The organism is Oleiharenicola sp. Vm1 (assembly GCF_047777955.1).
Taxonomy (GTDB): Bacteria; Verrucomicrobiota; Verrucomicrobiia; order Opitutales; family Opitutaceae; genus Didemnitutus.
The window spans coordinates 2,086,327-2,110,522 of sequence record NZ_CP180537.1 but is presented as its reverse complement, the minus strand read 5'-3'; the positions used below and the strand labels follow the sequence as shown (position 1 = coordinate 2,110,522).

Here is a 24,196-nt window from a genome sequence, read left to right as displayed (position 1 = left end):
CCCCGCCCATCTCCTCCCGCCTCGCAAGGGCCGCGTCCGCGCGGCCCTCCCGGCCACCGCCTTACCCGAAAGCCCGCACCCGCCCATGAACTTCTCCGACTATTTCATCAAGCGACCGATCCTCGCCGGCGTCCTCTCGATCGTCGTCTTCCTCGTCGGCCTCATCTCGATGTTCCGCCTGCCGATCAGCGAGTATCCCGAGGTCGTGCCGCCGACGGTCGTCGTCCGCGCCAGCTATCCCGGCGCGAATCCGAAAACGATCTCCGAGACCGTCGCCGCGCCGCTCGAGCAGGCGATCAACGGCGTCGAGCACTCGCTCTACATGTTCTCGCAGGCCACCAGCGACGGCGTGATGACCCTCACCATCACCTTCGCCATCGGCACCGACCTCGATAACGCGCAGGTGCAGGTGCAGAACCGCGTCTCGCAGGTCCTGCCGAAACTCCCCGAGGACGTCCGCCGCATCGGCGTCACCACCGCCAAGGCCTCGCCCGACCTGCTCATGGTCGTGCACCTCTTCTCGCCCGACGGCCGCTACGACAACATCTACGTGCGCAACTACGCCACGCTCCAGGTCCGCGACGTCCTCGCGCGCCTCAACGGCGTGGGCGAGGTGCGCGTCTTCGGCTCGGGCGACTACGCCATGCGCGTCTGGCTCGACCCCAACAAGGTCGCCGCCAAGGGCCTCACCGCCTCCGACGTCGTCGCGGCCATCCGCGAACAGAACGTCCAGGTTGCCGCCGGCGCCGTCGGCCAGCAGCCGAACTCGCGCCCGGTCGACACCGAGCTGCTGATCAACACCCAGGGCCGCCTCACCACCGAGGAGGAGTTCGGCGCCATCATCGTGAAGTCCGGCCCGGCCGGCGAACGCGTGCAGCTGCGCGATGTCGCCCGCGTCGAGCTCGGCGCCAACGCCTACGCCCTGCGCTCGCTGCTCAACAACCAGGCCGCCGTCGCGCTGCCCATCGCCCAGCTCCCGGGCTCCAACGCCATCGCCACCTCCGACGCCGTGCGCGCCACGATGAAGGAGCTGGCGAAGAATTTCCCCGAGGGCCTGAAATACGACATCGTCTACGACCCGACGGTCTTCGTGCGCAGCTCGATCGAGGCCGTGGTCCACACCCTCTTCGAGGCCATCGTGCTCGTCGTGCTCGTGGTCATCCTCTTCCTCCAGACCTGGCGCGCCTCGATCATCCCGCTCGCCGCCGTGCCGGTCTCGCTCGTCGGCACCTTCGCGGTGATGCACGGCCTCGGCTTCTCCATCAACGCCCTCTCGCTCTTCGGCCTCGTGCTGGCGATCGGCATCGTGGTCGACGACGCCATCGTCGTGGTCGAGAACGTCGAGCGCAACATCGCCCTGGGCAAGTCGCCCTTCGAGGCCACGCGCCAGGCCATGCGCGAGGTCACCGGCCCGATCATCGCCACCGCGCTCGTGCTCTCGGCGGTGTTCATCCCGACCGCCTTCATCAGCGGCCTGACCGGCCAGTTCTACAAGCAGTTCGCCATGACCATCGCCATCTCGACGGTCATCTCGGCCTTCAACTCGCTCACGCTCTCCCCCGCCCTCAGCGCGCTCCTGCTCAAGGACCACCACGCGCCCAAGGACCGGCTGACGCGCGCGATGGATTTCGCCTTCGGCTGGTTCTTCCGTCCGTTCAACCGCTTCTTCGCCTGGGCCGCCGAGAAGTATTCCGCCGGCGTCGCGCGCCTGTTGCGCGTCTCCGTCATCGCGCTCGTCGTCTACGCGGGCCTGCTCGTGCTCACCGGCGCGCTGTTCAAGAGCACGCCGACGGGCTTCGTGCCGACGCAGGACAAGCAATACCTCGTCGCCTTCGCCCAGCTGCCCGCCGCCGCCTCGCTCGAGCGCACCGACGCCGTCATCCGCCGCATGGGCGACATCGCGCTCAAGCACCCGGGCGTGGCCAACGCCATCGCCTTCCCCGGCCTCTCGATCAACGGCTTCACCAATTCGCCGAACAGCGGCATCGTCTTCGTCGCGCTCAAGCCCTTCGACCAGCGCGAGACCAAGGAGCTCGCCGGCCAGGCCATCGCGCAGCAGCTGCAGAAGGAGTTCGGCGCGATCGAGGACGCCTACATCGCCATCTTCCCGCCGCCGCCCGTCCAGGGCCTCGGCACCATCGGCGGCTTCAAGCTCTACGTCGAGGACCGCGGCGACAACGGCCTCGACGCCCTCTACGGCGCCACCCAGGGCCTGATCGCCAAGGGCTGGCAGACGCCCGGGCTCACCGGCCTGTTCTCCAGCTTCACCATCAACACGCCGCAGCTCGACGCCGACATCGACCGCGCCAAGGCCAAGGCCCAGGGCGTGCCGCTCCAAAACGTCTTCGAGACGATGCAGATCAACCTCGGCTCGCTCTACGTGAACGATTTCAACCGCTTCGGCCGCACCTACCAGGTCGTCGCGCAGGCCGACGCGGAATTCCGCGACCGGCCCGACGACATCCTGCGCCTCAAGACCCGCAACGCCGCCGGCCAGCTCGTGCCGCTCGGCTCGCTGGTGAAGATCCGCGAGACCTACGGCCCCGATCGCGTCATGCGTTACAACGGCTATCCCGCCGCCGAGATCAACGGCGCGCCCGCGCCGGGCTATAGCTCCGGCCAGGCCGAGGCCGCGATCGAAAAGCTCGCCGCCGAGACCCTGCCCAAGGGCATGGTCCTCGACTGGACCGAGCTCGTCTACCAGAAGATCATCGCGGGCAACACCGCGGTCTACATCTTCCCGCTGAGCATCTTTTTGGTCTTCCTCGTGCTCGCGGCGCAATACGAGAGCTTCCGCCTGCCGTTCGCGGTCATCCTCATCGTCCCGATGGCGCTGCTCTCGGCCTTCGTCGGCCTCTGGCTGACGCGCGGCGAGAACAACGTCTTCACCCAGATCGGCCTGATCGTGCTCATCGGCCTCGCGGCCAAGAACGCGATCCTGATCGTCGAGTTCGCGGTGAAGCTGCGCGAGGAGGGCAAGGGCGTCGTCGAGGCCGCGGTCGAGGCGTCGCGCCTCCGCCTGCGCCCGATCCTCATGACCTCGATCGCGTTCATCGCCGGCGTCTTCCCGCTCGTGGTCAGCCACGGCGCCGGCGCCGAGATGCGCCGCGCGATGGGCGTCGCCGTGTTCGCCGGCATGATCGGCGTCACGATCTTCGGCCTCTTCCTCACCCCGGTGTTCTACGCCGTGCTCGAGAAACTCGGCGTCCGCCAGCCCGCGGCCGCCGCGCCGGCCGTCGCCACGCCGGAGCACGCCTGATCTCTCCACCCTCAACTCCTCCCACCATGGAACACAGACTACTGGGCCATTCGGGCCTCAAGGTGCCGGTGCTGAGCTTCGGCACCGCCACCTTCGGCGGCACCAATGAGTTCTTCGGCGCATGGGGCGCCAGCGACGTCGCCGCGGCGACGCGCCTCGTCGACATCTGCCTCGAGGCCGGCGTCAACTTCTTCGACACGGCGGACGTCTACTCGGACGGACGCTCCGAGGAAATCCTCGGCCGCGCCATCGCCGGCCGGCGCGATGCCGTGCTGATCTCCACCAAGGCCACCTTCCGCTTCGGCACCGGGCCGAACGACGTCGGCTCGTCGCGCCACCACCTGCTGCGCTCGGTCGACGCCAGCCTGCGCCGCCTCGGCACGGACTACATCGACGTTTTCCAACTGCACGCCTTCGACGCGCAGACTCCGATCGAGGAGGCGCTGGCGACGCTCGACGGGTTGGTGCGCGCAGGCAAGATCCGCTACATCGGCTGCTCGAACTTCTCCGCCTGGCACCTGATGAAGTCGCTCGCGGTCTCGGAGCGCCGCGGCTTCGAGCGCTACGTCGCCCACCAGTCGTATTATTCGCTGCTCGAACGCAGCTACGAGTGGGAGCTGATGCCGCTCGCACTCGACCAGGGCGTCGGCACCATCGTCTGGAGCCCCCTCGGCTGGGGCCGCCTGACGGGCAAGATCCGCCGCCACCAGCCCCGCCCCGCCGTCAGCCGGCTGAACTCCCAGCTCGTGGTCGACCTCGGACCGCCCGTGGCCGACGAGCATCTCTACAAGGTCGTCGACGCCCTCGACGCCGTCGCGGCGGAAACGGGCAAGACCGTGCCGCAGATCGCCCTGAACTGGCTGCTCCAGCGGCCCACCGTCGCGAGCGTGATCATCGGCGCCCGCAACGAGGAGCAGCTGCGGCAGAACCTCGGCGCGGTCGGCTGGCAGCTCACGCCGGCGCAGATCGCCGCGCTCGATGCCGCCAGCGCCGTCCCCCTGCCCTCCCCTACTTCCACCAACGCAGCCATTTCTCGGAGCGCAATCCCGCGCCGGTCTGAGCCGCGGCCTCTCCACGCCATGAAATCCTTCCTTCTCCCGTTCTCCCTCGCACTCCCGCTCGCCACCGCGCTCGCCGCGGCGGTGGGCCCCGACTATCAGCGCCCCGCGCTGCCCTCCGCCCTCGCGTGGAAGGTCGCCGCCGCTCCCACCGCCGCGCTGCCGCGCGACGACTGGTGGACGCTGTTCGACGATCCGGTCCTCGCCGAGCTCGAGACCCGCGCGCTGCACGCCAACCAGAACCTCGCCGCCGCCGCCGCGCGCGTCGAGCAGGCCCGCGCCGCCGCCGGCGCCGCCCGCAGCGGCTACTTCCCGTCCGTCGGCGCCCGCCCCTCGCTCGAACGCGCGCGCACCTCGGAGACGACGGACAACAAGTTCCCCGTCGCCGAGACCACGACCTACCGCGGCGTGCTCGACGCCGCGTGGGAGCTCGACCTCTTCGGCCGCGTGCGGCGGCTGAACGAGTCCGCCCGCGCGGACGCCGCCGCCAGCGCCGCCGACTACGCCAACGTCCGGCTCGCGCTGACCGCGGAGGTCGCCACGACCTATTTCTCGCTGCGGGCCGTCGATCGCGAGGCGGCGCTCCTGGCCGACGGCGTGGCCCTGCGCCGCCGGGCGTTGCAGCTGGTCAACTCGCGCCGCGAGGGCGGCGCCGCGACGGACTTCGACGTCGCCCGCGCGGAGACCGAACTCGCCGCCACCGAGGCCGAAACCTCCGCCCTCGCGAACCGCCGCGCCGCCCTGCAAAACGCCCTTGCCGTCCTCCTCGGCGCAGCCGCACCGGACTTCCAGCTCTCAACTCTCAGCTCTCGGCTCTCCGCAGCTCCGTCCATCCCGGCCGTTCCCGCCGGGATCCCGAGCGAGCTGCTCGAGCGCCGCCCGGACATCGCCGCCGCCGAGGCCACGCTCGCCGCCGCGAACGCCCGCATCGGCGTGGCCCAGGCCGCGTTCTTCCCCGCGCTCTCGCTGACCGGCTCCTTCGGCACCGCCAGCGGCGACCTCGACCGGCTGTTCCAGAGCGACTCGAGCCTGTGGTCCATCGGCCCGAGCCTCTACCTGCCGATCTTCCAGGGCGGCCGCAACCGCGCCAACCTCGCGCGCAGCCGCGCCGCCTACGACGAGAGCGTCGCCCTCTTCCGCCAGCGCGTGCTCGTCGCCTTCCGCGAGGTGCAGGACGGTCTCACCGCCACCCAGCTGCTCGCCGACCAGGCGGACGCGCAGGAACGCGCGGTCGCCGCGGCCCGGCGCGCCGGCGAACTGGCGCAGACGCGCTACGACGCGGGCTACGTCGCCTACTTCGAGGTGATCGACGCCCAGCGCACCGTGCTCGCCGCCGAGCGGGGCGCCACGCAGCTGACCGCCCAGCGCCTGCTCAACACCGTCGGCCTCATCAAGGCCCTCGGCGGCGGCTGGACGCGCCCCGTGGCGCTCGCCCTCCACTCCCCGGCGCCCTGAATCCCCCGCTTCCATGATCACCGCCTCCATCGTTCTCGCCGCCCTCGTGGTCGTCGTCTTCTTCGACGACGGCGCCCGCGCGTAGGCGGCGCGGGCCGCATCCCTCTTTCGAGGGGGACAAAGAAATCTTGGAAACCGCGGTGGCGGGCGTTGCATAGGGCGCATCGCTGCCGCCCCCACCCTCCGACGCGTCCTCCGCCGCCTCCGCGGCGCGATTTCCCTGTGCCTGGCGTCGCTCGCGGTTCTCCCCACCGCGGCGCAGAGCGCGCCGTCGGACTTGCTGCGCACGGCCGCCGAGGTGCTGGCGCTCTCGCCGGACACGGCGCGGCGCGAGCTCCCGGTGTCGATCCGCGGCGTCGTCACCGCGGCCGAGCCGGACTGGAACGGCAAGTTCACCCTCCAGGACGCCAGCGGCGGCGTCTATATCAGTCATGTCGGCGCCCAGCCGGCGATCGGCGAGGTGATCGAGGTCACCGGCGTCAGCCGCCCCGGCGCCTTCGCCCCCGTGGTGCGGGCGAACCGCATCGCCCGCCTCGGCGTCGCCACCCTGCCGCCCGCTCGGCAGGTCAGCATCGAACGCCTGATGGCCGGCGTCGAGGACTGCCAGCGCGTCGAGATCTCCGGCGTCGTCCGCTCCGTCGGCGTGACCGCCACGCGCAAGCTCGAGGTCGACGTCTCGCTCGGCGCCTACCGCGTGCGGGTGTTCCCCAAGCTGCCCCCGCAGGTCGATCCGCAATCGCTGATCGCGGCCAAGGTCCGCGTGCGCGGCACCGTCACGATGTCGTTCAACGCCGCCATCCGCCAGCTGACGGCGGTGAACCTCTTCGTTCCGACGGCGGAGGATTTCTTTGTCGAGCAGGCCGAGACGCACCCGCCCTTCGCCCAGCCGATCGTGGCCATCCGCGACATCGCGCGCTACCGCGCCGACGCCACTCTCGGCGAGCGCCTCCACGTCCGCGGCGCCGTCACGCTGCAGCGGATCGGCCTCGATCTCTTCGTCCAGGACGGCACCGGCGCGCTACAGATCCAGACGCCGCAGCCCACCCGCGTGCCGCTGGGGCGCCTGGTCGAGGCGGTCGGCTTCATCGAATTCGTCGATTACCAGCCCGTGCTCAAGGATGCCGTGCTGCGCCCCGTCGAGGGCAACGAGGCGCCGCCGGAGCCGCGCGCCGTGCCGTTCGAGGAGCTGCGCGACGGCCTGCACCCGGCGGAGTTCATCCGCCTGCGCGGACGGCTGCTCGCGCGCAGCGTGCGCCCGGTCCAGCGCGAGGCCGGGCCGTTCTCCGGCTCGCGCGTCCTGTGCACGATCCAGAATGCCGACGCGACCTTCACCGCCGAGGGCGAGACGCCGCAGGAATCCTCCGCCCTCACCCTCGTGCCGCTCGGCGCGCTGGTCGAGGTCGCCGGCGTGGCGAAATACGACACGGGCGACGACGGCAAGATGCGCACGCTGAACCTGCTTCTCCCCACCCCGACCAGCGTCCGCATCCTGGAGAACCCGAGCTGGTTCACCGCCGAGCGCATGATCGTCGGCTTCTTCACCATCTCCGTCGTGCTCGTCGGCGCCATCGCCTGGCTGCTCACCATGGCGAACAAGAACGCCATGCTCAGCGCCGCCATCGCCGCGCGCGAGCAGGCCCAGCACGAGCTCCAGCAGGCGCACGACCTGCTGGAACAGCGCGTGAAGGAGCGCACCGAGCAGCTGAAGGTCGAGATGGGCGCGCGCAAGGCGGCCGAGGTCGAATTCCGCGCCGTGCTCAGCGAGCGCACGCGCCTGGCCCGCGAGCTGCACGACGGCCTCGAGCAGACCCTGACCGGCATCGCCCTCCAGCTCGACACCGCCGCGCGCCTGCTGCCGAACCGGCCGGCCGAGGCGAAGTCGCCGCTGGAGCTCGCCCGCGATTTCGTCCGCCAAAGCCAGCTCGAGCTGCGCCAGTCGATCTGGGCGCTGCGTTCGCGCGAACTCGAGCAGTTCGACCTCTCGGAGGCGCTCGCCATCACCTGCCGCCAGGTCGCCGCCGGCGGCGCGGTCGCCGTCGAGTGCGAGACGGTCGGCGAGCGCCGCCGCCTGCCCGAAATCGTGGAGGAAAACCTGCTCCGCATCACGCAGGAGGCCCTGACCAACGTGATCAAGCACTCGGGCGCGACGCTCGCCGTCGTCCGCCTCACCTTCGCCGCCGACCATGCGACGCTCCTCGTCAAGGACAACGGCAGCGGACTCGCCACCGACCGCATGAGCGCGGACCGCGAGCGCCATTTCGGGCTCCTGGGCATGCACGAGCGCGCCAAGCGCGTCGGCGCGCGCCTCGACCTCAGCGGACCGCCCGGCGAAGGCACGACCGTGCAGGTCACCATCCCCTACGACTCCCTCCCGCGCGCGGAGGACAACGTGCTGTGAGCGCCACTCCCGAAATCCGCATCCTCGTCGCCGACGACCACTTCATCGTCCGGATGGGCCTCGTCGCGCTCATCAACACCGAGCCCGGCCTGCGCGTCGTCGGCGAGGCCGACGACGGCGACAAGGCGGTCGCCCTCTTCGAGCAGCTGCGCCCCGAGCTCGTGCTGATGGACGTGCGCATGCCGGTGAAGAGCGGGCCCGACGCCCTGCGCCAGATCCGGCAGCGCGCACCCGACGCGCGCGTGCTCATGCTCTCCGCCTTCGACGGCGACGAGGAGATCCACAACGCCCTCCAGGCGGGCGCGCGCGGCTACGTCCTGAAAAGCGCGACCGACAAGGAGCTGATCCCCGCGATCCACGCCGTGGCGGCCGGGCGCCGCTGGATCCCGCAGGACGTCGCCTCACGCCTGAAGTCCCGCCAGCTCTACGAGCAGGTGACGCCGCGCGAGATCGAGGTGCTGAACGCGCTCGCCGCCGGGCTGGCGAACAAGGAAATCGCCGACCGTCTCGGCATCTCCGAATACACGACCAAGGACCACCTGAAGAGCATCCTGGCGAAGCTCCGCGTCGCCGACCGCACGCAGGCCGTCACCGCCGCCCTCCAGCGCGGCATCATTCGGCTGAAGTGAAGCCGTCAGACGGAGCCGGCATCGACCGGCTCCGCAGAGCGAGCGTCCCCGCGAGCTCGGCCCTACTTCGCCGGCACGACCAGCGTCATGATCGCGTGCGCCGGGATCGTCGTGGAGGCGACGCCGTCCGCGCCGAGGTTGAGGGCGAAGGGCTGAGCCTTCTCCCCGGTGTTGAGCACCACCACGGCGGTGCTGCCGTCGGGGTTCACGAACGCCGTGCTCTCGATCTCGTCGGTCGTGGGCGCCGCGATCACGCGCCGCGCGCCGGGGCGGATGAACTTCGAGAAGTGGCCGATGTAGTAGAACGAATTCATCCAGAGCAGCTCGCCCGTGCGCGTGTCCGCGTGCACGGGCGCGTAGCAGAAGTTCTGCACGTGGTTCGGTCCGCCCGTCTCGTCGAGCAGGATGTTCCAGTCGGTCCAGCCCTCGGCCCCGTTGTTCAGGTCGCGCAGGATGGAGGTGCCGTAGCGCTCGCCCCAGTGCCACTCGGTCATCTTCGCGCGGTCCCACGGATAAAGGCACGCCTCGGTGAGCAGCAGGTGCGTCTGCGGGAACGCCTCCTGCACGCGCTTCACGTTCTCGAAGGAGTCGTTCACATACCAATGGAAGCCGACGCCCCAGACGAACTTCGCCGCCGCGGGATCCTCGAGCATCACGCGGGCGCGGTCATACATCAGCGTGCGGTTGTGGTCCCAGACGATGAGCTTGCGGTCGCCCAGCCCGCGGCGCGCGAGCGTCGGCCCGAGGTGGTCGCGCACGAAGTCGCGTTCCGCCTCGGCGGTGAAGACGCACGACTCCCAGCGCTGCACCGCCATCGGCTCGTTCTGCACCGTGAGTCCCCACACCGGGATGCCCGCCGCCTCGTAGGCCTGGACGAACTTCGCGAGGTATTCCGCCCAGGTCGCGGCGAACTCCGGCTTGAGCGTGCCGCCGTGCAGCATCTCGCCGTTGCTCTTCATCCAGCCGGGCGGACTCCAGGGGCTGGCGTAAAGCGTGAGCCGGCCGCCGGCCGCCGCGAGGGCGGCCTTGATGAACGGGATGCGGTAGCGTTCGTCGTGCGCGACGGAGAAGGTCTTCAGCTCGCGGTCGCCCTCGGCGACGTAGGTGTAGCTGCCGCTCGAGAAATCGCAGGAGTGGATGTTCGTCCGCGCGAGCGTGTAGCCGATGCCGTCGCGCGGATCGAAATACGCGCGCAGCAGCTCGCGGCGCTGCGCCTCCGGCAGCCTGGCCCAGGTCTCCGCCGCGGCGTCCGTCAGCGCGCCGCCGATGCCCAGCAGCGTCTGGAACCGCTTCGCCCGGTCGACGAACACGTAGGCGGTCTTCTCGGTGGCCTCGCCGGCCTTCTGCAGGGTCAGCGGCGCCTGGCGCGCGAGACGCGCTCCGCCTTCCTGCGCGGTCAGATAGACCTCAACGGTCGGCCCCGCCGCGAGCGCGGCCGGCGCGGGAAGAAGGGATAGAACAGCAATCGCACGGAGCAATGTGGGGGAGCGCATAGAAAATCAGGAGGACAAGGGCAGCGGAGCGATCGCCTCGCCGAGCACGCGCGAGGCGCCGACGCCCAGCCAGTCGGCGGCGGTCGCGATCACCTGCCGGGGGAGACCGGCGCCTCCGTCGCCGCGGCGTCGATCCGGCCGTGCACGCCGCCGCGCACGCCGGCGCCGATGAGGTAGCACTGTCCGCCGCCGCCGTGATGCGTGCCGCCGAACTCGTTTTCCGCGAGCGCGCGGCCAAACTCCGAAAACGCCACCACGCGGACGCGCTCCGCCGCACCGCCGCGCGCGAGCTGGCGCTGGAAGTGCGCGATGCCCCGCGCGAACCGCGCGATGGCCGCGTCGTGCGCGGTGCGCTGGTCGAAATGCGTGTCGAAGCCGTCGAGGCGCACGTGGTGGATCTCGCCCGCCGCGACGGTGCGGACGCGCGCGGCGATCTCCGCCAGCGCCCCTCGAACGCGCCGCCGTGGTCGACGACCGGACGCCCGGTCAGCTCCGTCCACCGCGCCACCGCCACCTCCTCCGGTGCGCTGCCGCTCCGCCACAGCTGCGTGGCGCGGTAATGGCTCGGACTCGCCGGGGTGCAGCCGACCTGCGGGAGGACGGCGATCGCCCCGGCTTCGAACCAGGGCGCGAGATCGGCCGCGGCACGATTCAGCCAGACGGATTCGCCGAGGCGGAGCGTCTCCGCCCGCCGCAAGGCGAGCGTGGGCCGGGCGCGAAAATAGGCCTCGTCATCGCCCGGAACGAACGTGCTGAGCCCGTCGTGTCCGCCGGCGAGGTGGACCAGCACCAGCGTTCGTTCTGCACGCGTCACCGCGTCCGCGTGGGCCCGGAGCAACGGCGCCGCGGCGAGCGCGGCGCCGGCCACGCCGAGCGAGCGCACGAAGGCGCGACGGGAAAGCGGGGCCGGGTCAGACGAGGGCATTGGCGTTCATCACCTCGCGATACCACAACGCGCTCGCCTTCGGCGTGCGCTGCTGGGTCTGAAAATCGTTGTAGACCAGTCCGAATCGCCGCTCGTAGCCCTCGGCCCACTCGAAGTTGTCCATCAGCGACCAGGCGAAGTAGCCGGTGACCGGCACGCCGTCGCGGATGCCGCGCTGCAGTTCGCCGAGGCAGGCGCGGATGTATTCGAGCCGGTGCAGGTCGTTGACCTGCCCGTTGACCGGCGGCGCCTCGTCGTAGCCGGCGCCGTTCTCGGTGATGACGACGGCCTTCGCGCCGAAGAGCTCGACCGCGTGGCGCGGCCCCCAGTAGAGCGCGCGGGCGTTCCAGCGCAGCCAGGGGCTGTCCGCCACCGGATAGTGCGGCGGCACCGGCACGCTCTCCGGCTGGTCGTCGGCACCCGCGCGCACGAACTCGCCCGTGTAGATGTTCAGGCCGAGAAAATCCGTCGGCGCGGAAATCAGCGCCATGTCGCCCGGCGCGACCTGCGGCAGCCAGCCCTTCGTCTGCTGCTGATAGACCGGGCCGTAGGCGCCGGTGAAGATCGGCTCGAGGATGCGGCAGTTCGTGCGCTTGAAAACCTCCCGCGCCGCCACGATGTCGGCCGTGGTCTCGGTGATCGGCGTGATGGCACGCGAGTTGTCGGTCAGGCCGACCCGCGCCCCGGCGCCGCCGTGCTCGCGCACGGCCCGGACACCGTGGCCGTGGCACAGCACCGCATGGTGGAACGCCTGGTGCACGGTGGCGAAGTCCTCCTTGCGCCCCGGCGCGTGGCGGCCGAGCGAGTAGCCGCTGTCGAGGAAGACCGCGATCTCGTTCAGCGTGATCCAGTTTTTCACGCGGTCACCGTAGGCCTTCACGATCGTGTCCGCGTAGTCGGCGAACGCATCGACCACCTGCCGCGTCGGCCAGCCGCCCTTGTCCTCGAGCGTCTGCGGCAGGTCCCAGTGAAACATCGTCACCCACGGGGTGATGCCGCGCTCGAGCAGCGCGTCGATCAACCGCGAATAGAAATCGAGGCCGCGGCGATTCAGCGTGCCGACACCGTCGGGCATGATCCGCGGCCAGGCGATGGACAGCCGGTAGTGCTTCAGCCCGAGCCGGGCCATCAGCTCCACGTCCTCGCGGTAGCGGTGATAATGATCGCAAGCGACCGCCGGCGTGTCGCCGTGCTTGATCGCGCCCGGCCGGCGGGAGAACACGTCCCAGATCGACGCGCCCTTGCCGTCCGCGGCGGCGGCGCCCTCGACCTGCGCGGAGGCGGAGGCGGCGCCCCAGCAGAAATCCTTCGGAAACGAGCGGGCGGCGGACGGAGCGCCGAGCGTGAGCTTGGTCATGGGGTGGCGGCCGGGGGCGGCAGGCAGGTGAAGACGATCTCGTCGGAGAGGTCGCCCGCGCGGGCGACGACGCGATGTTCGCCGACGGGGAGGTCGACTGGCCATCGGAAAATCCGGTCGCGGCTCTCGCGGACGCCGAGGGATTGGCCGTCGAGCCAGAGTTCGACGCGCGGCGCGTTGGAATAGGCCTTCAGTTCGCCGCGTCCCGCCGGGCGCTCGCGATAGCGGCGGCTGGTGAGGTGAAGCACGGGCTCGGCGCTCCAGTTGGCTTGATACCAGTAGAACGCGTCCTTGCGCAGCCGGCGATCGTAGCTGACAAGCCCCTTGTCGTTCAGGCCGGGCGTGCCGCCCTCGCGGCGCGCATCGACCGCGAAATCGAACATGTTCCAGACGAACTTGCACCAGACGAACGGCCTGGCCTGCAGCGCGAGCCAGTGCCGCTCGTGGTAGTCGTTCTGGTATTCCTCGGGGTGCCACGGCCCGGCGTGCGGCGGCTTGCGCGCGGGCAGCTCGTGCTGCGTGGGGTTCGCGCCGGCGCCGTATTCGCTGATGCCGAAGCGCAGCGCCGGGTAGCGCCGATGGACGTCGTCGAGCCAGGGGCCGATCTCGTCGCTGCGGCCGTGATACCAGCCGAAGTAGCGATTGAACGCCGTCACGTCGGTGAGAAAGTTCCGCGTGTCCTCCGCCGGGTGATTCGAGGCGTAGACGGAGGGCCGCGTGGGATCCTCGGCCTTGGCCGTCTGCGCGAGGGCGGCGATCACGCGGCCCGACTCCTCGCCGTTGGCCCGGATCGGGCCGCCGGAGCGTTCGCCCTCCTCGCGCGTCTCGTTGCCGACGCTCCAGCAGATGATCGCGGGGCGGTTGTAGTTCTGGCGGATCAGCTCGCGGAGCTGCTGCCGGGCGTTGTCGAGGTAACGGGCGCCCGCCGGCACCTCGTTCACCACCGGCACCTCGGCCCACGCGAGCAGTCCGGACTCGTCCGCGAGGTCGAACCACAGCGGCGACTGCTGGTAGTGCGCCACGCGCACCGCGGATGCGCCCAGCTCGCGGATGAGCGCGAAATCCTCGCGCTCGTCGGCCTCGCTGATCGCCCAGCCCTTGCCCGCGCGATCCTGGTGCCGGCTCACGCCGTGCAGGTCGAGCGGCTCGCCGTTGAGCAGGAAACCCCGCTCGGCGTCGATGCGGAAGGCGCGGATGCCGAAGCGCTGCTCGACTGCATCGCCCCCCGCGCCGGCGGCGCGCACGACCACGCTCGCGCGATACTGGTGCGGGTCGCGCCGGCCGTTCCAGAGGTGCGGGCGCGCCAGCGCGAAGTCCACGCTGGTGCGCGTGGTGCTCGCGGCGGGAAAATCCCCGTGCTGACGCTGCGTGCCGACGACCGTGCCGGCCGCATCGCGCAGCACCACCTCGACCTCGCCGGACACGTCCTGCGCGGAGTCGTTGCGCACGAGCACCGCGACCGCGACGTCCGCGTGCTCGGCCGAGACGCGCTGCGGCGTGATGTAGACGCCGGGCGACGCGTGATCCATTAGCTCGACGTGGAGCGCGTCGACGCCGACCAGCCGCACGCCGCGGTAGAGTCCGCCGAAAAAGGTGAAGTCGGCCGAGATCGGCGCCGCGCCGTCGGGCGCGTTGCTCACGGCGACGGCCAGGACGTTCTCCGCGCCGCGGTGCAGCGCCGGCGTGAGGTCGAAGCGGAAGCGGGCGAACCCGCCCACGTGCTCGCCGAGGAGCTGGCCGTTGAGGAACACCCGCGCGGAGCGGCTCGCGCCGTCGAATTCCACGAACACGCGCTTGGCCGTCCACTCCGGCCCGAGCGTGAAGCGCCGCACATACCAGCCGGTGCCGCGCACGTAGTCGCCACCGCCGTCGGCGCCGTCGCGCGCGTTCCAGGTGTGCGGCACGCGCACCTCGTCCCAGGCCGCGGCCGTCGCGGCCGTCGGCGTCGCGCCCCGTTCGCCGAAGCGGAACTGCCACGCGTCCAGCGCGAGCGTCAGCCGGGGCGATTGCGCCGACACGGTCCCGCCGAGCGGGAGAAGGGCGAACACGAGGAGACGGCGGAGATGCCGGGAAAAAGGAAGGCAGGCACAGCGAGGGCGCCACGGGGCGCGGCGACGCGCTCGGCCATGACACGCGTGCAGTCTAGCGCGCAAACCGCGCCGCGCCATCCCTCCTTGGAGGGAGGAGCGGGCCGCGGCGCGCCTCACCCCTCCAACGAGGGATGCGGCCCGCCGGCGCGCGCGATATTCTCCGCCCGCACCCGGCCACCCCTCGGCACCCCTCGCCAGCCGGGCGCCCGCCTCCGTCGCGGTTCAATCGTCCCCCCTGGCAACCTCATGAAACTACACCTCCCCACCCGGGCGCTGGTCGCGCTCGTCTCGCTCGCGTGCACCATCGCCGCGTTCGCTCAAACCGCCGGCACCGGCACGATCACCGGTCACGTCTACAACGCGGTGACCAAGGAATACACCCGCGACGCCACCGTGCGCGTCGAGGGCACCGACCTCTCGGTCGTGTCCGAAACAAGCGGCTACTTCTCGCTCCAGCGCGTGCCCGTCGGCGAGGTGACGGTCACCGTCACCTACATCGGCCTGCCCCCGGTCTCGCAGAAGGTAACCGTCGTCGCCGGCGAGACCACGAACCAGGAATTCGAGCTCGGCGGCGCGGCCGCCGCGGCCAAGAGCGGCGAGGCCGTCGTCCAGCTGCAGACCTTCACCGTCACGGCGGAGAAGGACGGCAACGCCAAGGCCCTCTCGCGCCAGAAGAACTCGATGAACCTCAGCCGCTCCGTCGCCTCCGACGCCTTCGGCAACATCACCGAGGGCAACGTCGGCGAGTTCCTCAAGTTCCTCCCCGGCGTCGAGCTCGAATACGTCGAGGCCGACACCCGCGGCCCGCGCATCGGCGGCATGAGCTCCGAATACGCCTCCGTCACCCTCGACGGCAAGAGCATCGCCAGCGCCGACTCGTTCGGCCAATATGTCGGTTTCGAGAACTCCGCCTCCGGCACGGCGAACCGTTCCTTCGGCTTCGACAGCATCTCGATCAACAGCATCGAATCGATCGAGATCAACCGCGTCACCAGCGCCGCGATGGACGCCAACGCGCCCGCCGGCAACATCAACCTCAAGACGAAGAAGGCATTCGACCGCAAGGGCCGCTACTTCGGCGGCTCGATCTCCACCGTGCTCAACTCGCAGGAGTTCGGCCTCGGCGCGACGCCCGGACCCGGCGACCGCATCGGCCGCAAATGGCGCCCGAACTTCAACGCCACTTACTCCGACATCTTCTTCAATAATCGCCTCGGCATCATCCTCAGCCTGCAGGAGTCGAATCTCTACAACGAGCAATACCGCGTCGATCACAGCTACAACCGCACGCCGACCGCCACCGACACGCGCGCGCAGGTGCTCACGCAGGTGCTGCTCAAGGACGGCCCGAAGTGGACCAACCGCGGCAGCTACACCGCGACATTCGATTTCCGCGCCACCCCGAACCTCACGCTGTCGCTCAACGCCCTCTTCAGCCGCTATCACGCGCAATTCTACAATCGCCAGGTCACGATGATCGCCGGCGGCACCCGCGCCACCGTGCCCGGCGACGGCGTCCTCACCTACGGCTCCTCGCCCACCAACGCCGGCAGCATCCAGTTCGGCGGCGGCAACGGCGCCAAGTTCACCAACACCCTCACCTTCTCGCCCAGCTTCGAGTATCGCCGCGAGAACCTCCGCGTCGACGGTTCCTTCACCACCTCGCACTCGCGCAACGACTACGACAACCTCGCGCACAAGCTCGTCGCCAACACCACGGTCAACAACGTCACCGGCATCGGCTTCACCGCCACGCGCTCCGCCGCCGACTCCGCCGACTGGAAGATCACGCAGACGGGCGGCTCCGACTGGACCAACCTCGCGCTCCAGACCAATCCGCGCATCTCCGACGACAACCGCCAGAACACGATCGACATCAAGTCCGGCGACCTGAACGCGCGCTACAACCTGCCCTTCCGCCTCCCGTCCTTCATCCAGGTCGGCGCCAAGCGCTCGCGCAACGCCCAGTTCGCGCGCAACTCAAACGACTCCGACAAGTGGCTCTACGTCGGCCCCGGCGGCGGCACCACCGGCTCGTTCGCCAACTACCCGTCGCCCTTCACTCTCTTCGGCGGCGGCAACCAGCCCGGCGTGGTCTTCACCTCGCTCAGCGGCGGCGGCGCCCCGCCGTTCCCCGACCGCGACACCCTCGGCGAACTCTTCCACACCCATCCGGAATACTTCGTCCGCACGCTGCCCACCAGCGCCACCGGCTCCTCCACCGCGGGCATCAGCCTGGCCAACTACGAGTCCGGCACGTATCTCAACCAGCCCACCTACGACGTGAAGGAGACCGTCACCGCCGGCTACATCATGGGCAACACGCGCCTCAGCAAGCTCGCGCTCCAGGGCGGCGTGCGCTACGAGCTCACCGAGATCGACTCCACCGAGCTCGATCCCTACTCGAACCAAGATGTCGCCGCCGCCGGCTACCCCGTCACGTCCACCGGCGCGCCCAACAGCGTCTCGGCGATCGACTACAAATACTCGCGCCCGCGCGTGCAGCGCCACGGCGACTACGCGGACTATTTCCCCAGCGCCACGGCCAAATACTCCATCCTGCCGAACTTGCTCTTCGACATCGGCTGGGGCAAAACCATCCGCCGCCCCGACCTCGGCAAGATCAGCGGCACGCGCCAGATCAACGACGACGCTCTGCAGGTCACCACGCCCAACCCGAACCTCCTTCCCGAGCGCTCGAAGAAGATGGCCGCCTCGCTCAGCTACTTTTTCGGCAGCACCGGTGTGAACAACCTCCAGGTCGTCGCCAGCCGCAATAAGGTCACGAACAAGACGCTTCAAAAGACCCTCACGTCGGAAGAGTTCGGCAACACCGATCCCAACTACGACGGCTACGATTTCGTCAGCTACAGCAGCGCGCCGCTGCCGATCACCTACAGCTCGATGGAATACTCCTACCAGCAATACCTGAACTTCCTCCCGAAGATCATGCAGGGCACCTCGCTGACCGCTTCCTACACGCGCACCTACGTCGAGACGCCTCCCGCGCAAGTCGTCCTCGGCGTCATTCCGCACACGCTCAAAGGCACGCTCGGCTATCGCAACACCCGCCTGAACCTGAGCTTCAGCGCCATCTGGCAGGACGACTCCGGCCCCTTCCAAGCGGCCAACCGCTACCAGAAGCGCAACGTGAAGTGCGACCTCAGCGGCGCGATCACCATCAACGACCGCCTCCAGTTTTTCTTCTCCGGCCGCAACATCTTCGAGACGCCGCACCTGCTGATGGAAAAGAGCGCGGGCAATCCCGACGTGCTGTTCCGCTACGAAAACTACGGCACGAACTGGACCTTCGGCATCAAGGGCAGCTTCTGAGCCGCACGCTTTAGGGTTAACCCCGCGCGAGCTAGCATCTCGCGCACTGGTGGCGAGCGGGGGTTCGTCGCCATTCCCAACGGGCCGGCAGCAATGCCGGCCCGTTTTGCTTGGGCGCGACCAGCCGTTCAGCGGCCGGCAAAGCGGCTGCGCGCCGCCGCCGCCGCGAGTCCCTCCGGGAGGAAGGCCTCGCGATACGCGGCCGACTCCAGCAAATGCCCGCGCGCCGCCGCGTCGTCCTGCCGGTGCAGCAGGTGCTTCAATTCCTCGAGCGAGGCCGACCAGCCGCAGCCGTTGAAGAACTCCCCGCCCGCGAACTGCGTCTTGTAGAGCGCCGCCGCCGAGTAGCAGGTGCCGAGATAGGCGTGCGTGCAGCCGCTCTCCGCCAGCATCCGCACCGTCCAGGTCATCATGAAGATCCCGAGATTCGGCCGCGGCGCCGCGAGGTCGTAGAACGCGTAGTAGTAGAACGCCATCCGGCCGGGCTCGTGATACAGCGTCACGTAGCCGAGCTCGCGCCCGTCCGCCTCGCGGAACACGACCACGTGCGTCGTCACCGGGTTCGCGAAGAGCGACGCCAGCCGCTCCGGCGTCATGCCGGGGATTTTCTCCCGCGTGTAGGCGAGGCAGAAATCCCGCCGCGCCGCCGTGAACTCGAACTCCGCCCGCGGCACGAGCGTCGCCGCGATTCCCTCGCCCTTGCGCAGCACGCGCCGGTTCTCCGACGAGGGCGCGAACTTCCGCAGGTCCACCCGCAGCTGCCGGCAGAGGTAGAAGCGCTCGAGCGCGTGGTTCGACGGCAGGAAACCCGCCGCCAACAGGTCCGCCGGCGTCTCGTGCGCCTCGGGCAGCGCCCAGATCGCATACGGGTAGACGTAGTCGGCATGATTCGGCCGCACCTCGGAAAAGAGCAGTTTCATCTCGGAAGGCGGCCATGCTCTCCCCTCCGCCCGCCCGCCGCAATGCCGCGCTGTGTCTCAGCGCCGGGCTGTGCGACGATGAGAACGGCCCGCGCCTTGTATCCGCCGCGCCCCCGCGCGATGAGATCGGCCCTCCCCATGAAAACCCCGTTTTTCGCCCTGCTGGCGGCGCTGGCCGCCAGCGCCGCGCCCGCCGCCGACGTTCCACCGGCCGCCGGCTCCGACGACCTGCCGGCCTTCGTCGCCGCGATCCACCCCGCGCTGCCGCAGATCCCGGATGCCCGCTTCGACGTCCGCCAGTTCGGCGCCCGCGGCGACGGCAGCGCGACCGAGACCGCCGCCTTCCAAGCCGCCATCGACGCCGCGCGCCGGGCCGGCGGCGGCACGGTGGAGATTCCCGACGGCACCTACTTGTGCGGCCCGCTCGAGCTCGCCAGCCACCTGCGCCTGCAGCTGGCGCGCGGCGCGGTGCTGCGCATGCTGCCGCTGGAAAAATATCCCGGCGGCACCAGCCATCCCGACGACCTGCTCGGCGGGGCCAACCTCCACGACATCGCCATCACCGGCGCCGGCACGATCGACGGCCAGGGCGCACCGTGGTGGCCCTTCGCCAAGACCAAGGGCGCGAAACGCCCGCGCATGATCGCCCTCAACGCCTGCTCCCGCGTCCTGATCGAGCAGGTCACCCTGCGCGACTCGCCGATGTTCCACATCGCCATCGGCGGCGCCTCGAGCGAAGTCACCGTGCGCGGCGTCACCATACGCGCGCCGTCCTCGACCGACCCGGTCAACCCCAGCCACAACACCGACGCCTGCGACGTCAGCGGTCGCAACATCCTCGTCGAGGACTGCGACGTGAGCGTGGGCGACGACAACTTCACCTGCGGCAGCAACACCTCGAATGTCCTCATCCGCCGCTGCACCTACGGCTCCGGCCACGGCCTCTCCATCGGCAGCTACACGCGCGGCGGCGTGTCGAACTTCGCCGTGCTCGACTGCACCTTCAACGGCACCGAGTGCGGCATTCGCATCAAATCCGACCGCGACCGCGGCGGGCCGGTGCAGAACCTGTTTTATCAAAACCTGCGGATGACCGGCGTGAACTTCCCCATCCTGATCTACGGCGCCTACCTGGCCCCCGAGCGCCAGTTCCGCGACCTCACGCGGCTCACCGCCGCGATCGCAGCCACCTACCCCGGCCGCTCGGTCGAGCCACTGACCCCGCATTTCCGCAACATCGTCTTCCGCCACGTCACCGCCACCGCGGCGCCCGGCCGGCGCGCCGGCCTCATCTGGGGCCTGCCCGAGGCCCCGGCGCGCAACGTCGTCCTCGACGACGTGCACATCACCGCCGACCGCCCCTTCGGCCTCTACTGCGCGCGCGACGTGCGGATCGTGCGCTCGGAGATCCGGACGCCGGCGGGCGTGCCGGCGTTCGACACCTTCGACGTTGCTCCCGCCCTCGCTCCGTAACTCACCCGGGCAGCGGCGACAATTTTCCCCCGGAGGCGAACCCAACCCTCGCTCCCGCGGTCAACGGGGACCATTCCCGTCCCATGCAACCGCGCGAACCGCTTCGCTCCCGCGCCTTCCGCGTCGTCCTGGTCGCCCTCGTGGCTGCCGCCCTCGGCGGCGCGCTCGGCTCCTGGCACACCAGCCGGCGGGCCGACGCCACCCTCCAGAAGGCCCTCGCCCGCTCCCACGCCAGCCACGAGGCCGAACTCCTGCTCGAACGCCTGCACGCGGCGGCGACCGCCGCGGACGTCGCCATCGAGACGTTTCTGACCACCTGGCGGACCAGCGGCCTGGATGCGGCCGCGGCCGCCGAAGGCACGGTGCGGGATCGATTCGCCGTCCTCCGCCCGGCGCTTCCGGAGGCGGCGGACGTCGCCCCGCTCGTCCGGGAAATCGACGAAACCCTCGCCGAACGCCAGGCCGGCTTCGCGCGCCTGGCCGAGTGGGCGCGCGGCGGCCAGTTCAACCGCGTGCGCGAATGGGCCGAGGCGCACCGCGAGATGCTGCGCTCCGCCCGCCTCGGGCAGGCGATCGCGCGCCTGCAGGAAAGCGAGCGCCAGGCCCGGGAGCGCGACCGCGCCGCGCTCGACGCGGCGCTCCGGCGCAGCACGCAGGCGGCTCGGCTGAGCGGGACGGTGCAGGGCGGGCTGGGCCTGCTCGTGCTGTGGCTGCTCTGGCAGCACGAGCGCGCGCGCCGACTCGTCATCATGTGCGCCTGGACGCGCACGATCCAGCACGACGGCGAGTGGCTCACCTTCGAGGAATACCTGCGGCGTCGCTTCGGCCTCGAGACCACGCACGGCATCCGTCCCGACCAGGCGGACCGGATTCTCGCCGACGACCAGCCGCCACCGTGAAAGAAAAACCACGGCCCGCGGGGCGGACCGTGGCGCATAGACGACGCCGGGCGCCTCAGCGCCAGTAGCTCTCGACCCAGTAGGTGCGATGCCCGCGCCGCTCCCAGTGGGCGACGACGTAGCTGCGGTGGTAGGGCGGCGGCATTTCCCAGTGGCCGGAAACCCAGACGTAGGCGCGGCCGCGGTAGCTCCAGTAGCCGGGCACCCACACCGCCTCGGGCGACGGCGCGGCGACGACGACTTCCTGCACCTGCGGCGCGGCCGGCATCGGCGGCGGCGCGGCGACGGTCTCCACGCGCGAGGCGTAGGCCTGGTCGTAGTTGCCGTAGAGCGTGCCGCGCTGGTGGTCGACCGCGTTGCCCATCGTGCCGCCGGCGATCGCGCCGACCGCCGCACCGATCAGGGCGCCGCTGGCGCCGTTGTGGCTGCCGGTGTTGTTGCCGATGATGGCGCCCGCCAGCGCACCGAGCGCGCCGCCGGCGACGGCGCCCTGCTGCGTGTTGGGACCGGTGCCGACGCAGCCGGTGAGGAGGAGCGCGCCCGCACCGAGCGCAGCGAGAGAGAGACGAAGGTTCTTCATGGCGAATCTCCGGGTAGGATTGGTGTTTTCAGAAGCTCAGTGCCGGCCGTGATAGTGGCCGCCGTGACCGCCGCGGAACGTCCAGCCGAAGCCGAGGTTCACCGACACCGGGACGCGCGGCCAGTAGAACGGGTCGTAGTAATAGGGATCGTAGTAACGGTAGACGACGGTCCGCGGCGGCGGCGCGTATTCCACCACCTGCACCGTCGTCGGCGCCGTCTCGACCACCGGGGCGGTCGAAGCCGGCATCACCGCGGTGGGCTGCGCTTCCGGCAGCAGCTGATAGGAGATCGTGCGCGTCGTGTTGTTCGTCAGGCGATACGTCACGGTGATGTCGCGTGCCGTCTGCACGATGTTGGCGATCGCCAGGCCCTGCGCCTGCGCGGTCTGCGTCAGCTGCGCGACGCTCGGCAGCTGGCCGGCGTAGATGATGCGGTCCGCCGGGGCGGCCGGGGCGACGATCGCGGGCTCCGCGGCCGGGACGGCCGCGGCGGGCGGCGTCTCCGCCGCGAACGCGCCGGCGGCGCCGATCAACGCGGCCGCGCCCAGCGCGAGAAAGGAAACGGATTGGGTGTTCATCGTAGGAGTTTGACCGACGATGAGACGCCAGGTTCGCCCGAAATATTCACCTCCGCCGACCGGCTAAGGTGCAACCGCCGCCCCCGGGGCGGCGTCATAAGTCCTTCTCCTTCCTGCGGCGCGACCCGCGCTCAGTGCGACTCGCTAAAGCTCGTGATCGAGTGCCACTCCAGCACTTCCTGGAGCAGGGCACGCTCGATCCGCGAGACGACCCGCTCCAGCGTGTTCCAAGTCGGCGAGTGCGCCAGCTGCGTGCGGCCCTCCTCGAGGATGGCGCACATTTCCCGGTAGCGGGCCACGCGCCGCTGGAGGTCGTTGATCGACACGAACGAGATCAGCGCCGCGGCGATCACCGGCAGCGTGATCGGCAGAAACGCGTAGATCAATTGTTCGCCGCCCTCGCTCAGCAAGTGCAGGTGGAACGTGTGGTCGACCGCGTAGAGCGCCGTGCACACGATCGCGAGCAGGGTCGTGATGGCGAAACCCAGCCGCAGACGCTTGAGCAACGGCAGCGCCTTGCGTTCCTGCTTGCGGTAATAGGCCAGCTGGTCGTCGATGCGGCTTTTGAGGTAAGTGGCGCGAAACTCCTCCAGCCCGACCTGCCGCGTGAACGTCGAGCGGCTGTGCAGGATGTGCAGTGTGCGCGTGAGTTCCCGCATGCCGGTGAGATCGATGTCGTTGAACAGCGGCGTCGCCCGCGGCAGTCCCCACGTGCACAACGCCGAGCGGCAAAACTCCGCCGCGAGACGACAGCGCACCCAGTTATGGTGCATGTGGTGGTGACGCAGGATCGCCGCGACGCAGAGCGCGCCGAGCAAGCACGTCAGCTTGATCCACGGCAGTCCGACCCAGTGCAGGCCGAACGCCAGCCCGCCCGCGGCCACCAATGTTGCCACGACGTGGAGCAGCACCGTGCCGACGATCAGCAGCCGGAATTGCGGCGAGCCGAGCATCGCGGCGCGGTCGCACTTGAACTGAAACGCCAGCACCTCCGCCGGCGCGCCGAAGGGATTCGTCGCCCAGCCCTGATCGACCGGCGGCAGATTGTTCAGCGCCGCGAAATGCGCGTCGTCGGTCTTCAGTTTCGTGAAATTCTCCCGGCGCACCTCGAGCGTGTTCGCATCGATCAACACCAGCGGCCGGCCGAGATCGCGGGCATAGGCCACCACCTCCGCCGTGCCGCCCTTGCCCCGCGCGGGCTGCCCGTCCCACACCGCCAGCAGCACGTCGGCGCCGTTCACCGTTTCGATGCCGCAATCCAGGTAAGCGTCCTCGCGCGTGCCATTCTCGGTGATGACGCGGACATGCTCCGCTGTCGCCAGCATGCCCTCGACCTTCCCCCACTCTTCCGCAGAGAAATCCTTCGCGAACTCGGCGCGCGGCAGCGGCAGGATCGCATGCCACGAGCAGCCAATGCGCTTGGCTTGTTCCACGAACAACTGATCGGAGCCAGCCGCCACCGACGACAGCACGATCCACTCGCCCGCCGCCTCGGCTCGCAACGCCGTCAGCACTTCGCCGATTACGCGCGCCACGCCCGGCGGATTCGCCACCTGCCGGTGACCGGAGAATCCGAGCACGTGAAACAGCGGCAGTTGGGACGGGGCGCGCATGCGGCGGGAGGCGAGATAGCACGGGAGCAGGCCGCAGCCTGTCAACCGCTAAGCCCCTACCGCTCACACGTTTTCCGCGAAATCCGGCTGGCGTGCCCCACCGCACCTTGCCATGTGATAAACCGCCCAATGCCT

General features: G+C 70.0%; 16 protein-coding genes and 1 pseudogene. 9 read left to right on the top strand and 8 right to left on the bottom strand.

The genetic code is table 11. The features are described 5' to 3' along the window. The first annotated feature begins 85 nt into the window (after positions 1-85). The 5 genes and pseudogenes from ACMYLB_RS10590 (at position 86) to ACMYLB_RS10570 (ending at position 8,799) form a co-directional block, all read left to right on the top strand. Positions 86-3,259 (top strand): efflux RND transporter permease subunit, encoded by a 3,174-nt coding sequence (locus tag ACMYLB_RS10590; protein WP_415910882.1) that lies wholly within the window; start codon positions 86-88, stop codon positions 3,257-3,259. Between the two features lie 26 nt (positions 3,260-3,285). After that, positions 3,286-4,319 (top strand): annotated as a pseudogene (locus ACMYLB_RS10585) (aldo/keto reductase). Positions 4,320-4,338: 19 nt separating this feature from the next. Further along, entirely contained in the window at positions 4,339-5,772 is a 1,434-nt protein-coding gene (locus tag ACMYLB_RS10580; protein ID WP_415910881.1) for an efflux transporter outer membrane subunit, read from the top strand. A gap of 277 nt (positions 5,773-6,049) precedes the next feature. After that, positions 6,050-8,170: a sensor histidine kinase gene (locus ACMYLB_RS10575; RefSeq protein ID WP_415910880.1), complete on the top strand. Its 2,121-nt coding sequence runs from the start codon at positions 6,050-6,052 to the stop codon at positions 8,168-8,170. After that, on the top strand, positions 8,167-8,799 hold the full coding sequence (locus tag ACMYLB_RS10570; protein ID WP_415910879.1) for a response regulator: 633 nt from the start codon (positions 8,167-8,169) through the stop codon (positions 8,797-8,799). Before ACMYLB_RS10575 ends, ACMYLB_RS10570 begins: the two co-directional genes overlap by 4 nt. Positions 8,800-8,861: 62 nt before the next feature. Here ACMYLB_RS10570 and ACMYLB_RS10565 read toward each other — a convergent pair whose 3' ends face one another. Together ACMYLB_RS10565 and ACMYLB_RS10560 are read right to left on the bottom strand one after the other, a co-directional pair. After that, positions 8,862-10,292: a glycoside hydrolase family 30 protein gene (locus tag ACMYLB_RS10565; RefSeq protein WP_415910878.1), complete on the bottom strand. Its 1,431-nt coding sequence runs from the start codon at positions 10,290-10,292 to the stop codon at positions 8,862-8,864. 89 nt (positions 10,293-10,381) lie between these two features. Further along, positions 10,382-10,681 (bottom strand): DUF1501 domain-containing protein, encoded by a 300-nt coding sequence (locus ACMYLB_RS10560; protein ID WP_415910877.1) that lies wholly within the window; start codon positions 10,679-10,681, stop codon positions 10,382-10,384. Between ACMYLB_RS10560 and ACMYLB_RS10555 the strand changes: the two genes are divergently transcribed. Next, positions 10,655-10,852, top strand: a complete 198-nt coding sequence (locus tag ACMYLB_RS10555; protein ID WP_415910876.1) for a hypothetical protein — start codon at positions 10,655-10,657, stop codon at positions 10,850-10,852. The genes ACMYLB_RS10560 and ACMYLB_RS10555 overlap by 27 nt on opposite strands. Positions 10,853-11,203: 351 nt before the next feature. Here the strand turns inward: ACMYLB_RS10555 and ACMYLB_RS10550 are convergent, their stop codons facing one another. Beyond that, positions 11,204-12,574, bottom strand: coding sequence for a GH1 family beta-glucosidase (locus ACMYLB_RS10550; protein WP_415910875.1), 1,371 nt, complete (start codon positions 12,572-12,574; stop codon positions 11,204-11,206). Next, positions 12,571-14,622, bottom strand: a complete 2,052-nt coding sequence (locus ACMYLB_RS10545) for a glycoside hydrolase family 2 protein (RefSeq protein ID WP_415910874.1) — start codon at positions 14,620-14,622, stop codon at positions 12,571-12,573. Before ACMYLB_RS10545 ends, ACMYLB_RS10550 begins: the two co-directional genes overlap by 4 nt. A 288-nt stretch (positions 14,623-14,910) precedes the next feature. Between ACMYLB_RS10545 and ACMYLB_RS10540 the strand changes: the two genes are divergently transcribed. Beyond that, positions 14,911-17,997 carry a carboxypeptidase-like regulatory domain-containing protein gene (locus ACMYLB_RS10540; protein WP_415910873.1) on the top strand — a complete coding sequence of 1,029 codons (3,087 nt, stop codon included), beginning with the start codon at positions 14,911-14,913 and terminating at the stop codon, positions 17,995-17,997. Between the two features lie 128 nt (positions 17,998-18,125). Here ACMYLB_RS10540 and ACMYLB_RS10535 read toward each other — a convergent pair whose 3' ends face one another. Continuing rightward, positions 18,126-18,917, bottom strand: coding sequence for a hypothetical protein (locus ACMYLB_RS10535; protein WP_415910872.1), 792 nt, complete (start codon positions 18,915-18,917; stop codon positions 18,126-18,128). Positions 18,918-19,055: 138 nt separating this feature from the next. Between ACMYLB_RS10535 and ACMYLB_RS10530 the strand changes: the two genes are divergently transcribed. After that, positions 19,056-20,390 carry a glycoside hydrolase family 28 protein gene (locus ACMYLB_RS10530; RefSeq protein ID WP_415910871.1) on the top strand — a complete coding sequence of 445 codons (1,335 nt, stop codon included), beginning with the start codon at positions 19,056-19,058 and terminating at the stop codon, positions 20,388-20,390. Between the two features lie 83 nt (positions 20,391-20,473). Next, positions 20,474-21,289 (top strand): hypothetical protein, encoded by an 816-nt coding sequence (locus tag ACMYLB_RS10525; RefSeq protein ID WP_415910870.1) that lies wholly within the window; start codon positions 20,474-20,476, stop codon positions 21,287-21,289. Positions 21,290-21,344: 55 nt separating this feature from the next. Here ACMYLB_RS10525 and ACMYLB_RS10520 read toward each other — a convergent pair whose 3' ends face one another. From ACMYLB_RS10520 to ACMYLB_RS10510, 3 genes are all read right to left on the bottom strand, one after another. After that, positions 21,345-21,869, bottom strand: coding sequence for a glycine zipper domain-containing protein (locus ACMYLB_RS10520; protein WP_415910869.1), 525 nt, complete (start codon positions 21,867-21,869; stop codon positions 21,345-21,347). 36 nt (positions 21,870-21,905) lie between these two features. Then, entirely contained in the window at positions 21,906-22,448 is a 543-nt protein-coding gene (locus ACMYLB_RS10515) for a hypothetical protein (protein ID WP_415910868.1), read from the bottom strand. Between the two features lie 131 nt (positions 22,449-22,579). Beyond that, positions 22,580-24,061 (bottom strand): SLATT domain-containing protein, encoded by a 1,482-nt coding sequence (locus tag ACMYLB_RS10510; protein ID WP_415910866.1) that lies wholly within the window; start codon positions 24,059-24,061, stop codon positions 22,580-22,582. Between the last annotated feature and the right edge of the window lie 135 nt (positions 24,062-24,196).

Coding starts and splice junctions, on each gene's coding strand:
- ACMYLB_RS10590 (WP_415910882.1), top strand. CDS start 86: ATGAACTTCTCCGACTATTTCATCAAGCGACCGATCCTCGCCGGCGTC.
- ACMYLB_RS10580 (WP_415910881.1), top strand. CDS start 4,339: ATGAAATCCTTCCTTCTCCCGTTCTCCCTCGCACTCCCGCTCGCCACC.
- ACMYLB_RS10565 (WP_415910878.1), bottom strand. CDS start 10,292: ATGCGCTCCCCCACATTGCTCCGTGCGATTGCTGTTCTATCCCTTCTT.
- ACMYLB_RS10555 (WP_415910876.1), top strand. CDS start 10,655: ATGCGTGTCGAAGCCGTCGAGGCGCACGTGGTGGATCTCGCCCGCCGC.
- ACMYLB_RS10550 (WP_415910875.1), bottom strand. CDS start 12,574: ATGACCAAGCTCACGCTCGGCGCTCCGTCCGCCGCCCGCTCGTTTCCG.
- ACMYLB_RS10540 (WP_415910873.1), top strand. CDS start 14,911: ATGAAACTACACCTCCCCACCCGGGCGCTGGTCGCGCTCGTCTCGCTC.
- ACMYLB_RS10535 (WP_415910872.1), bottom strand. CDS start 18,917: ATGAAACTGCTCTTTTCCGAGGTGCGGCCGAATCATGCCGACTACGTC.
- ACMYLB_RS10530 (WP_415910871.1), top strand. CDS start 19,056: ATGAAAACCCCGTTTTTCGCCCTGCTGGCGGCGCTGGCCGCCAGCGCC.
- ACMYLB_RS10525 (WP_415910870.1), top strand. CDS start 20,474: ATGCAACCGCGCGAACCGCTTCGCTCCCGCGCCTTCCGCGTCGTCCTG.
- ACMYLB_RS10520 (WP_415910869.1), bottom strand. CDS start 21,869: ATGAAGAACCTTCGTCTCTCTCTCGCTGCGCTCGGTGCGGGCGCGCTC.
- ACMYLB_RS10515 (WP_415910868.1), bottom strand. CDS start 22,448: ATGAACACCCAATCCGTTTCCTTTCTCGCGCTGGGCGCGGCCGCGTTG.
- ACMYLB_RS10510 (WP_415910866.1), bottom strand. CDS start 24,061: ATGCGCGCCCCGTCCCAACTGCCGCTGTTTCACGTGCTCGGATTCTCC.